A 12,275-nucleotide genomic window follows, 5' to 3' on the forward strand; every position below is an offset into this window, starting at 1 on the left:
TAGTCTACATCAAGGTAGATTAATCCATTTTGGTGGCTCCCATGATCGAAGACCAGGACGCGCGGATTCTCGCCTTCCTTCAGAAGGACGGCCGCGCCACCAACCAGCAGCTCGCCGACGCGGTTGGCATGTCGACCTCGGCGTGCTGGCGCCGGGTGCGCGCGCTGGAGGAGAGCGGTGCCATCCAGGGCTATGCGGCCCTGGTCGCGCGCGAGCAGGCCGGCTTTGCGATGTCCGCGATCCTCCACGTCTCGCTGGAACGGCACGACGCAAAATTCGTCGACGAATTCGTCGCGCGGGTGACCACGCGGCGTGAGGTGCTGGAGTGCTTTGCGACCACGGGCGATGCCGATTACCATTTGCGCGTCGTCGTGCAGGACATGGCGGCCTACAACAGATTCCTCGACGACTTCATGTTCCGCATTCCCGGCATTCGCTATGTGAGGAGCAATGTGGTGCTGAAGGAGATCAAGACCGGCGTGGCGCTGCCGTTTTGAGAGGCGCTGGCTGCCGTAGGGTGGGCAAAGCGAAGCGTGCCCACCACTTCGTTTGTGGTCGCGGAAAGCTGGTGGGCACGGCGCAAGCGCGCCTTTGCCCACCCTACGACATCTCTGCTACCGCTCCTCTCGCACGAACCTGTTCCGCAACGTCCCGATGCCGGTGATGTCGATCTCCACGACGTCGCCATGTTTGATGTCAGGCGACGCACCATCCGTTCCCATCCAGATCACGTCGCCGGGCCATAACGTAAAGTATTTGGTCAGCTCGACCAGGAAGGGCACCACGCCAAAGATCATGTCGTTGGTGTGGAAGCGGTTGGTCTCCTTGCTGTTGACCCGGACGATCGTTTCCATCTTGTCGAGGTCGGCTTCGGTTTCGATCCACGGGCCCATCGGCTTGAACGTGTCGGCGTTTTTCGAGCGCCACAGGCTGCGGTCGGCCTTCTGCCAGCTCCGCTCGCTGACGTCGTTGCCGATGGTGTAGCCGAAGACGCAGTCCATGGCATTCTGTTTGGTGAGATGCTTAACCTTCTTGCCGATGACGACAACGAGTTCGCCCTCGTAGTGGATCTTGTCCGTCGCAAAGGACGGGATCACGACCTCCTCGTCATGCGCGATCAGCGCATTCTGGGCGCGATAGCCGATCTCGGGTCTGTCCGGCACTGCCGGCACCTCGCCGCGCTTGTCGGCGGCCTCCTTCAGGTGCTTCAGATAGTTGAGGCCGACGCAGTAGAAGGTGCGTGGAATCAGCGGCAGCTCGATTCTAACCTGCGACAGCGGATGCGTGCGCGAGGTGCGTTGCCATTCGCCGAAGGGATCGCCGTCGACCGCAATAACCTGGTCGCCCTCGACGATTCCCCAGGACGACTTGTCCATGGCGGTGAATTTCAGCCAGCGCATGCCGTGTCTCCGTGGTTATTCTGCGGCATCGCGCGGCTGCACTTTCCAGTCGCCGGCAGCCGGCCGCTTGAGCCCGAGATTTTCCCGCAGCGTCTTGCCGCGATATTCCCTCTGGAACAATCCGCGCCGCTGCAATTCCGGGACGATATGTTGCACGAAATCGGCATAGGAGCCGGGCACATAGGTCGCGGCGATGACAAAGCCGTCGCAGCCGCGCTCGACGAACATTTCTTCGAGCTTGTCCGCGATCTCCTTGGGGCCCCCGACCATCGCATCCTGGACCTGACCGCGCCCGGAGAAGGTGACGAAGTCGCGCGCGCTCGGATTGCTCTTGCCGGAGTTCTTGAGCACGCCGTCCCGGATGCCCAGAATGCCCTGCATGCTCTTCAATTCGTCGGTCGTCAGCGGTTCGTCGAGATCCTTGGAGGCGAAGTCGTAGTTGAGCGCTTCGGCCAGCAGCGACAGCGCATCGATCTGCAGCGGCAGCTTGTTGATCAGCGCCATCTTGTCTTCGGCCTCCGCTTTGGTCGCTGCGCACACGGGTGTCGTCAGGTTGCAGAGGAACATCGCCTCCGGATCGCGGCCGGCTTTCGCGGCCTCGTTACGCACCGACGCATAGCCTTCCTTGGCGGCGGCGAGATTGCGTGCAGCGGTGAAGATCACCTCGCCCCATCGTCCTGCAAAGCGCTGGCCGCGGCCGGACGCGCCGGCCTGGATGATCACGGGATGGCCCTGGTCGGAGCGCGGCACCGTGAAGGGACCGCGCGACTTGTAGAATGAGCCCTTGTGATCGAGCCGCTTTACTTTGGCCGGATCGGCGAAGCGGCCGCTGGTCTTGTCCATGATGAGCGCGCCGTCTTCCCAGGTATCCCAATGGCCCAGCACGATCTCCATGAATTCGTCGGCCTTGTCGTAGCGGGAATCATGTTCGGGATGAGAGTCGCGCCCCATGTTGTGTGCCTCGCCGTCGTTGAGCGAGGTGACGACGTTCCAGCCGGCGCGTCCGCCGGACATCAGGTCGAGCGTTGCGAAGCGGCGGGCGATGTCGAAAGGTTCGAAATAAGTCGTCGAGCCGGTCGCCCCCAACCCGAGCTTCTCTGTAACCATGCCCATCGTGGTCAGCACGATCAGCGGGTCCATCTTCACGCAACGGATGCCGTATTCGACGGTATGGGCGTGATCGTTGCCGTAGCGGTCCGGCATCGCGAGCCGGTCGTCGAAGAAGGCCATATGGAACTTGCCGGCTTCGAGGATTTTGGCGATCTCCTGATAATAATCCGCCGACATCGAATCGTTGCGCGAGTCCGGATGTCGCCACGAGCTGGGCAAATTCGTGCAGTTCTGCGCCTGAAGGAAGCCGACCAGTACCATCTGCCGCGTCATGCTGCTGTTCTCCGAATTGCGTCAGGCCAGATCGAGGACCGTATCGAGCCTGTACTCGCGCGCCAGCGCGCGCAGCTTTTCCCAGGTCGCATCCTCGATCTCGATGCCGTCGCGCCGGCGCTGCTGCTCGCGTATGCCCTCGATCTCGCCGGGATAGAACACGCCCTTGCTGCCCTCGGAGGGCGGGGTCGATTTGAGATAGTGTGCGAACTCGGCGACCTCGCGCTTGAAGTCCTGCAGCGGGCGAAACGCGGCGACGTTGAACACGGCCATGAAACAGCCGTCATTGTGCCGGCCCGTGGGCTCGACGCCGAAACCGAGGCCGGTGAGCAGGCCGCACAGGACCTCGACCATAGCGGCGAGACCGCTGCCCTTGTAACCCTCGGTTCCGCCTAGCGGCAGCAGCGCGCCGCCCTTGCGGTATTGGGTCGGATCGGTGGTGTGTCGTCCTTCGGCATCGATGATCCCTCCCCTCGGAATCTCCTCGTCGCGGGCGACCGCGAGCTGGATCTTGCCGGCCGCGACCGCAGAGGTCGCCATGTCCAGGTAGAAGGGCGCATCGAGATCGGACGGCACCGCTATCGAGATCGGATTGGTGCCGAGCCGTGCCTCCTTGCCGCCGAACGGCGCCACGTGCTTCGGCGAGCGGCCAGAATCCGCCGTTGCGATCCCGATCATGCCTTCGCGCATCGCCATCAGCGGATAGGCGGCGAGGCGGCCGACATGGCTTTGCCGGAACACGGTGCAGGCGGCGACATTCGCCGTCTTCGCTTTCTCGATCGTCAGTGCCATCGCCTTGGCGTTGACGTGAAAGCCAAAACCCCACTGACCGTCGATCACGGTGGTCGTCGGCGATTCCCGGACGATGCTCCATTTGGCGCCGGGTACGATGTGGCCGGCCCTGATGCGGTCGATATAGGTGGGAACGGCGATCACGCCGTGGGAGTCGTGGCCGGCGAGATTGGCGTTGACGCAGCCGCTTGCGACCGCGTCGGCCTCTTCCTCGGAAGCTCCGGCAGCACGAAGCAGCGCGGCGCTGATGCGCGTGAGGCGGTCGGCCTGGACGATCGGCATGGCGTTTCCCCGGCTGGTGCCCTTAACAGGCTGCTTGTTGGGAGCCATGGTCTCAAAGCGCGGCTGCGATATCAATCTCCCGTAAACCAATACAGGGCTGCAAATTCGTAAACAGAACGCGTCTGTGGTCAAAAACCGCCATCCCGTACAGCGGGATTTCGCGCCGGTTGTTTGCAGCTCGTTCACTTTGATCGACGGTTTGCGGGAACCAATAACCCCCACTTAGGCGATCGGCTCATAAGCTACCCGGGATAAAATGGCAGAAATGCCGGGGAGTTGAGATCGTGCAGGGGACCCTCGCGCGCACACTTGCAGCGTTGAGCGACATCAACGAAGCCATCCTTTACGCGAAATCGCCGGACGAGCTGTACCAGAAGGTCTGCGACGCCGGCTTTTCGAGTGGGGACTTCATGGCCGTCGCCGTCTTCCTGGCGGAGCCGGATGGCCCGCGGCTGCGGTTTGCGGCCGGCTGCGGTGACGACGTTTCGCGGCTGCGTGCGATCAAGATCACCACGGTGGCCGGCACGCCGGAGGGATCGGGCGTCGGCGGCGAAGCCTTTCGTAGCCAGGGGATCTGCATCAGCAACGATTACCTGAACGATCCTCGCTCGCTCGCGTGGCGCGAGGGCGCGGCCGGGGCGGGCGTCGGCGCAGCCGCGGCGCTTCCCCTGATCTGCGGCGGTCGCAGTATCGGGGTGTTGTATGTGACGCGCTCGGGGGCAGGCACGCTCGACGAGGCGATGGTCTCGCTGTTCGAGCGGATGTCGAGCAATATCTCACATGCTCTGGAGAATTTCGCGCGCGAGACAGCGCGCCTGGATGGCGAGCGGGCAGTGCGGCGGCTCAACCGCATGTTCGGCGCCCTCACTGCGACGAATGAAGCAATCCTGCACGCCAGCACCGAGCAGGACTTGTACCAGCGGGTCTGCGACGCCGCTGTGTATAGCGGCAAATCGCTTGGCACTTTCGTTCTGCTGCACGAGCCGGATTCCGAATGGCTGACGCCGGTGGCAGCGACCGGACATAATCTGGATCTGATCAGACAGTCGCGCTACTCGATCGATCCGGAGAGTCCCTACGGCAAGGGCATCTCCGGTGAGGTGTTCCGGACCCAGAAAGCGATCGTCGAGGACGACCTCCTCAATCGTACCAAGGGGACGACCTGGGAGCAGGCCAACGTCAATGCCGGTGCCGTCGCCTGCGTGGCTGCTCCCTTGATCAAACGTGGTACCAGCATCGGCGTGCTGTTTTTCTTCGTGAGCAAAGCCTGGGCGAAAGACGAAGGCATCGTCGCACTGTTGCTGCGCATGACCGAAGCCGTATGCTTTGCGCTCGAGAACTTTGACCGCGACAAGGAGAAGGCTCAGATCGCCCTGGAGGAGGAACGGCTGGCGCGCATGTACGCGGCGCTAAGCGCGACGAACGAGGCCATTCTGCGGGCAAGATCCCGCAGCGAACTGTTTGACCTGGTTTGCGAAGCCACGGCGCAGGGCGCGAAGTTCGCCTCGACCTCGATCGCGTTGCTCGACGGCGACGCGGGACTGCTTCGCGTTGTCGCATCTTTTGGTCCGAACGCCGCTGAGGTACGAACCTTCAGATTGCCGGTCAGCGACAAGGTGCCGGAGGGACGTGGGTTGACCGGCACCGCGTTCCGGACGCGGCAGGCCTGCATCAGCAACGACATCCTGGCAGACGCGCGCCTCGAGCCTTGGCACGCGAGCGCGCGTCGCAACGGCATTGCGTCGTCAACCGCGCTGCCGCTGTTCAACGGCGACAGGGTCGAAGGGGTATTCCTGTTCAACTCGCGCGAGCTCGGCACTTTCACGGACGAGTTCGTCGAGCTGCTGCGCAAGCTCCAAGCCAACGTCGCCTTTGCGCTGGAGAACTTCGATCGGGCCGACGAAAAAGCGCGGGCCGACAAGCAGCGTGACCGCCTGAGTGGCATGTTCGAGGCGCTGAGCGCGACCAACGAAGCCATCATGCGCGCCAAGACGCGCGAGGAGCTGTTCGAGGTCGCGTGCCAAGCCGCGGTGCTCGGCGGCGTGTTCGCCTCTGCGACAATCGGCATTATGGACGACAAACGTGAACTCGTCCGGGTGGTCGCCGTGAAGGGACGCCTTCAGGAACGAATGGTGGGACGCACCTGCGGTGTTTCCGCCGACCATCCTGAGGGCCAGGGAATCATAGGGATGTCGCTGCGGACCCACCGGGCCAGTGTCATTAACGACTATCAGAACGATCCGCGATCGATGCACTGGCATTCCAAGGCGATCGAGGATGGAACCCGTGCTGCTGCCAGCTTCCCACTGCTGCGGGCCGGCCAGGAGCCGATTGGCATCCTGCTTTTCCTCGCACCTGAAGAGAATACGTTCACACCCGATCTGGTCGAACTGCTCGGACGCCTGGCTGAAAACGTCTCTTTCGCCCTCGACAATTTCGATCGTGCCGAGGAGAAGGCCCGTACCGAGGCGCAGAAGGAACGCCTGACGCGCATGTTTGCGTCTCTGAGCGCCACCAACGAAGCGATCATGCGGGCGAAGTCGCGCGCCGAACTGTTCGACCTCGTCTGCCTTGCCGCCTCGAATGGCGCAAAATTCACATCGACCACTATTGCACTGTCGAGGGCCGACAGCGACCAGCTGGAGATCGTGTCGAGCGCCGGACCATCGTCTGACACCACGCGCAATGTCCGCCTGTCAATCGACCCCGACCGTCCCGAGGGGCGCGGAATGAGCGGCACGGCGTTCCGCACCCGCCAGCCCTGCATCAGCAACGACTATCTCAATGACGATCGCGTTCGCGCCTTCCATGCCATTGTCCGCAACGACGGCGCGCGGTCGGGCGCGGCTTTTCCGCTCGTCGCGCACGATCAGGCCGTCGGCGTCATGATCTACATGTCCACCGAGCCGGGCACCTTCACGGCCGAGTTCGTTGAGCTGTTGCAGCGCCTCGCCGACAACGTCTCCTTCGCGATGGAGAATTTCGACCGGGCCGACGAGAAAAACGAGGCCGACGAGCGGATCGAATACCTCGCTTCGCACGACAGCCTGACCGACCTGCCGAACCGCGAGACCTTCAACGCGCTGCTGCACGAGGCGATCGACGAAGCGCAGCGCCACGATCACCGCTTTGCGGTGCTGTTCATCGACCTCGACCGTTTCAAGGTCATCAACGATTCGCTGGGCCACGAGGCCGGCGATCTGCTCCTGCTCGAAGTGGCCAACCGGCTGCGTGGTGCGTTGCGCGCAAGCGACGTGGTGGCGCGGCTCGGCGGAGACGAGTTCGTGGTGATCCTCGATCAATGTGGCGAGATCAATGACGTGCAGCGCATCGCCAACGAGCTGTTGACGGCGCTTGCCGAACCCATGGAGCTAGCGGGGCATGAGTGCCACACCACGGCCTCGATCGGCATCGCGATGTATCCAACCAACGGCTCCGACGCACAGACACTGACCAAGAACGCCGACATGGCGATGTATCTCGCCAAGGAGGACGGCAAGAACGGCTACCGCTTCTTCTCCAAGGAAGTGAAGACGCAGTCGATCGAACGGCTGTCGCTGGAGAGCGCGCTGCGCCGGGCGCTGGAGCGCGATCAATTCACTTTGAACTACCAGCCCAAGGTGGACATGGAGACCGGCCAGATCACGGGCGTGGAAGCCCTGCTGCGCTGGACGCACCCCGATCTCGGCAGCATCTCGCCGGCGCAGTTCATTCCGCTTGCGGAAGAGACCGGGTTGATCGTGCCGATCGGCCGCTGGGTGGTGAAGGAGGCCTGCGCGCAGGCCATGGCCTGGCAGCGCCGCGGCCTGTTGCCGGTGTCGATGGCGGTCAACCTGTCACCGCGACAGTTTGTCGACGAGCATCTGTTGCAGGACGTCGATGAGGCGCTGGCCGCCAGCGGCATGTCACCCGTGCTGCTCCAGTTGGAGGTCACTGAGAGCATGATGATGCGCAACGTCGGGCGCGCGCTCAAGGTGCTTGACGCCATCCAGAGCCGCGGCATTCGCTTGGCGATCGACGATTTCGGGACGGGCTATTCGTCGATGTCGCTGATGAAGCATTTCCCGATCGACACCATCAAGATCGACCGCTCCTTCGTGCGCGACTTGCCACAGGACGCGGAGGATCAGGCGATCGCGCAGGCGATCATCAGCATGGGCAAGGCACTCGGCATGACCGTGGTGGCGGAAGGCGTCGAGAACGCCGAACAGGAGGCGTTCCTGCGCGCCCATGGCTGCGACGAGATGCAGGGTTTCCTGATCTCCAAGCCGCTGCCGGCGCGGGAGATGGCCGAGCTGCTGCGGCCGATGGAGCTGCCCGTCGCGCCGCCGCTCCAGCCGGAGCCGGACCATGTCGCCACCGAGGCCGCGGCACTACGCTTGAAAAGCGCTGTCGTCTGATGGCTGCGGGTGCAGTTCGCGGACGTCCTCTTCCCTGATCTCTGCCTTGCGTGGAAAATGATCCGGCCAGGGAAGCGAGGTTTGTTCGGCGAAGAGCGTGATAAGGACATGCGCTCCTTCGGCAAAGCTCGAGCCGTCGCCAAGGCCGAGCTCGCGACACCAGGCCTGGCGCATCGGCTCATGCGTGTCGAACACTGCCATCGCCGGACCCCACCACCAGGCCGGCGCCGGCGATCGTTCGTCCTCCGGCACGGCATGCCAGAGGACGAGCTCGTCCATCATGCGCTCGAATTGCAGGCTTGCGGCCTGATGCATTCGTTCCGTGCTCCCTTGGGTCGCGCCTGAAAGCAGGCCGATGCGCGGACTCGATCGTGGCCTTCGCTGTGAAAAGCTGGCTCGCGCTATCGGCTGAGCCCATTGCGCCGCTTGTGTCGGCGGCCATAGAAAAACATGCGGCGGCCGGGAAAGTTGCCGACGCCGACTGCGACAGTCTCTTTAGCCGCTTATGAGCCCGGCCCGCAAGGCGCAATACCGGCGGCGCTGGCATTGAAATAGCGCAGGCGGGGCTGGTAACCGTCGGCGGTCATGTCGTTGTCTACTCAGCGATTGAAGGGCCGATTGCGGCTGAACAGCAGATAGATCGCGCGAGGGTTGGTGGTCAAATAGCGCCAGAACAGGCGGCGGGGCTCGAGCAAGGTGCGCCAGGCCCATTCCAGCCCGATCTTCTGCATCCATCGCGGCGCGCGCGATCGGCTGCCCGACAAGAAGTTGAACAGGCCGCCGGATGTCTTGATGACGCCGACATTGGTGAGATGCGGAGTGAATTCCTCGACGAACGCCTGCTCGTTTGGCACGCCCAGCGCAACCCAGAGATAATCCGGCGCTAGCGCGTTGATCTCGTCGACCTTAGCACGCAGCGCATCGCCACGGAGATAACCGTGGCTGTGGCCGACGATCTTGAGGTTTGGATACATCTTCCGGACGTTCTCGACCGCGGCGGCGTTCTCGTCCTCGCTGGCGCCGAACATATAGAAGGTGCGGCCGACCGCTTCAGCCTTGCGCGCGACGACGTGAAACAGGTCCGTCGTGGCGACGCGCTCGGGCAGCGGAAACCAGGATTGCAGCCTGGACGCCGCGACCAGCGGCTGGCCATCGGCGTTGATGAGGTCCGCGCCTCGGAACAGGCGCTCGGTCTCCGGTTCAGTCGAGCACCGCGCCAGCACCTCGCCATTGGCCGAGGTCAGGTGCAGCGGACGGCCGATGCGATGGCGCGGATCGGTCGCCTCGATCATGAAATCTGCGGTCGCTTCCAGGTCGATCGCGGCCATGCGAAGGCCGCCGATGGTGATCCGCGGCACGTCGGCGGTTGCGGCCCGGCCATCGAGATTGATGCGGCGCTCAAGCATACTGTTTGCCTCGTTGGCGAGCTTGGGCCATAGGGGTGAGCTCGTCGAGCACGACGCCGACGAGCTTGCGCTCGGCACGGCCGAGCGTGCTCAATATCTCTTCCAGGCCGTCGTTGATGTCGAGGCTGGTCGGCAGCACCGCCACCAGCGCGTCGGCATCATCGAGCAGCTTACGGCTGCCGGCCGTGAGTGGTGCCGCGGGACCGTCGAGGATGACGAGGTCATAGCCGCCGGCGGAGCGCGCCTGCTCGATGGCCTTACGGATGGCGTCGGTGGCCTTGCCTGCGTCGCGTTCGGCGGCCGGCAATACCGAGATGCCGTTGAGGGTCTTGATCTCGCGCGCGGCCTTGCTGCCGATCGAAAGCCATCCGACCTTGCTCGGCTCGCTCTTGCCGGGACGGTTGACCTTGTTCGAGAGCGAGTGCGCCTGATGGTCGGCGTCGATCATCAGCACCCGGGCGCCGTCGCGCGCGGCCGCGAGCGCGAAATTCAGCGCGGTCACGCTGCGCCCGGTGGTCTCGCTGGCACCGACGAGCGCGACAACAGGCATTGTCTTTCCGCCGGCGCGCCGGCCCGCCGTAGCGCGCATGTCGCGCCAGGCGTTGAGCAGCGTCGTCAGTGGAAAGCCGGGGCGCAGCGTCGGCCAGCCCAGCCGGGTGAGGTCGATGCCGCCGCCGGTGGCGAGAATGGCGCCGAGCGTGTGGATGACGTCGGCCTCCTGGAGGCGCGCGATCAGCGGCTTTTCGATCAGGGGCTTCTCGATCATCGAAGGTTGCAGCGGCGGGGCGGCGAGTTCCGGTAGCGCCTCCGCGACTTCCGGAGCGCGCGGGACCGGCTGGGGCCGGGCAGTCTCCGGCGCCCGCGAAGGCGCTGGAGCTTGCGGCAACGAAGTGCGATTGGGACGGGCCGGCGCCGGTGCTGGCGCGAAGGCACTGGCGAACAGCAGTTCGGCTCCGACGAACCAGCTCGATGCAGCGATTGCGCCGAAAATGAAACCGATCATGGCGAACAGGCTCATCGCCGGTGGGAACGAGCGCCGCTGCGGCACCGTCGCTTCGCCGATGATTCGGGCCGCCGAGGTGTTCAGCGTCTCCTGTTCCTCGGTCTCGCGCGAGCGCTTGAGGAAGGATTGATAGACGTCACGGCTGGCATCGGCTTCGCGCTCGAGCTCGCGCAAGCGCACGGCGGCCTGGCTGAGCTGGACGCTCTGCCGCTTCTGCGCCTCCAGTGCCCGGCTGAGCGAGGCTTCAAAGTCGCGGGCGCGCGTCAAATCGTTCTTGGCGGACTGGGCGAAGCGGTCGATTTCTTCGTTGATGGTGCGCTTGAGATCCTCGACCTGCTTCTCGGTCTGGCGCAGCGCCGGATGACGCGGGCCGAGCTCGCCGGCCTGCTCCGCATATTTCTTGCGCGCGTCGGCATATTGCGCGCGCAGGTTCGCGATGGTCGGCGATTGCAGCGCCTCGGAGTTCGCGCCTGCATCTGCAGTCGTGCGTCGGCTCGCCTCGATCTGGTCGAGGCGCGCCTGCGCGTCCATCGTCGCGGCGCGGGCGGCGGAAAGCCGCTGGTTGCTGGCGGAAAGCTGCTGGTCGCTGATCAGCGCATCCTGGGTACCGACGAAATTGTTTTGAGCCTTGTAGGTCGCGAGCACGGTCTCGGCGCTGCGCAGCCGCTCGCGCAGCTCCTTCAGGCGGCCGGAGAGATCGTTGGTGGCGCGCCGCGCGGCCGAAGCCTGCGAGTTGCGGGATTCCGCGAGGTAGGCGCTGGTCAGCGTGTTGGCGAGCATCGCCGCTTTCGCCGGATCGGTCGACCAGACCTCGATGTCGACGATGAAGCTCTTCTCGGTCTTGCGGATCGTGATGTGCCGGTTCAGCGCCTCGAGGGCGGCGAGCTGCACTTCCTTCTTCTCAGCGGCGGAGGGCGCGTGGGGCTGAAGGCCGATCAGGCCGAGCAGCGACGACATCACGCCTTTGCCGTCGGCGCCGCCGCCGAATTCGGGATCCTTGTCCAGATCAGCCTGCTGGATCACCTGCAGCAGCACGCTGTTGGAGGTGATCAGGCGCGCCTGGCTCTCGACCACCATCGACATGCCGGATACGTCCTGCGCGCGGGGCGTTAGCTCGCGATCGACGAGCTGAAGCTCGCGCGGGTCGACATAGAGCTGGGCGGTGGCGGTGTAGCGGGGCGTCAGGCTCTTGCCCACGGTGACGGCAAGCGTCGCACCCAGCAGCGCGGCAACGGCAATCGCGATCTTCCGCCGCCAGAGCAGATTGACCAGCTCCAGCACGTTGAAGCCGACCTGAGGCCGCTGCTGAGGGGCCTCCGGTCTGGCCCGGTCTATCGGCTGGTTATAGTCAAGCATGATCCCCAGCTTTCATTCCAAGTGCCGCGTGCTGAGGGGTTACTCTTCGCTCTACGCCACGCACCTCGGATATAGGTGCCCACTCAACGCAACAGGGAAAATTAACCATACTCATTGAGGGACTATTCACCGAAATGGCAAACAAAGCGTTTAAGCGCATGCCACTCTTCGACGCATCGCCGTGGCGCGTGCGGTGAGGTCCTTCAGAGCTTAACGGTTCGTTACCGCGTGCGTCGTGGCCGCGAGGCTTCGC

The 12,275-nt window shown here is 64.1% G+C and carries 8 protein-coding genes; 2 read left to right on the plus strand and 6 right to left on the minus strand.

Annotated features, from left to right (window positions below; all coding sequences use genetic code 11):
* Positions 1-41: 41 nt before the first annotated feature.
* Positions 42-497: an Lrp/AsnC family transcriptional regulator gene (locus GWG67_RS20100; protein WP_275171054.1), complete on the plus strand. Its 456-nt coding sequence runs from the start codon at positions 42-44 to the stop codon at positions 495-497.
* Positions 498-614: 117 nt separating this feature from the next.
* On the opposite strand, the gene GWG67_RS20105 is transcribed toward GWG67_RS20100, so the two are convergent.
* Genes GWG67_RS20105 through GWG67_RS20115 form a run of 3 tightly spaced genes read right to left on the minus strand, consistent with a single transcriptional unit; the run spans position 615 to position 3,857 of the window.
* A complete protein-coding gene (locus tag GWG67_RS20105; RefSeq protein WP_275171055.1) occupies positions 615-1,400 on the minus strand; it encodes a fumarylacetoacetate hydrolase family protein in 786 nt (261 codons plus the stop codon).
* Positions 1,401-1,415: 15 nt separating this feature from the next.
* Positions 1,416-2,783 (minus strand): LLM class flavin-dependent oxidoreductase, encoded by a 1,368-nt coding sequence (locus GWG67_RS20110; protein WP_275171056.1) that lies wholly within the window; start codon positions 2,781-2,783, stop codon positions 1,416-1,418.
* 21 nt (positions 2,784-2,804) lie between these two features.
* Positions 2,805-3,857 (minus strand): Ldh family oxidoreductase, encoded by a 1,053-nt coding sequence (locus GWG67_RS20115; protein ID WP_275171057.1) that lies wholly within the window; start codon positions 3,855-3,857, stop codon positions 2,805-2,807.
* A 284-nt stretch (positions 3,858-4,141) separates the two neighbouring features.
* On the opposite strand from GWG67_RS20115, the gene GWG67_RS20120 reads away from it, so the two are divergent.
* Entirely contained in the window at positions 4,142-8,257 is a 4,116-nt protein-coding gene (locus tag GWG67_RS20120; RefSeq protein ID WP_275171058.1) for a GAF domain-containing protein, read from the plus strand.
* On the opposite strand, the gene GWG67_RS20125 is transcribed toward GWG67_RS20120, so the two are convergent.
* The 3 genes from GWG67_RS20125 to GWG67_RS20135 all read right to left on the minus strand — a co-directional run bounded on the left by GWG67_RS20125 (position 8,231) and on the right by GWG67_RS20135 (position 12,022).
* On the minus strand, positions 8,231-8,572 hold the full coding sequence (locus tag GWG67_RS20125) for a hypothetical protein (protein ID WP_275171059.1): 342 nt from the start codon (positions 8,570-8,572) through the stop codon (positions 8,231-8,233). The genes GWG67_RS20120 and GWG67_RS20125 overlap by 27 nt on opposite strands.
* 284 nt (positions 8,573-8,856) lie before the next feature.
* Complete coding sequence (locus GWG67_RS20130; protein ID WP_275171060.1) at positions 8,857-9,663, minus strand: WecB/TagA/CpsF family glycosyltransferase; 807 nt, start codon at positions 9,661-9,663, stop codon at positions 8,857-8,859.
* Positions 9,656-12,022: an exopolysaccharide transport family protein gene (locus GWG67_RS20135; protein WP_275171061.1), complete on the minus strand. Its 2,367-nt coding sequence runs from the start codon at positions 12,020-12,022 to the stop codon at positions 9,656-9,658. Before GWG67_RS20135 ends, GWG67_RS20130 begins: the two co-directional genes overlap by 8 nt.
* Positions 12,023-12,275 lie beyond the last annotated feature (253 nt).

The organism is Bradyrhizobium sp. CSS354, from assembly GCF_029051725.1.
Lineage (GTDB): Bacteria > Pseudomonadota > Alphaproteobacteria > Rhizobiales > Xanthobacteraceae > Bradyrhizobium.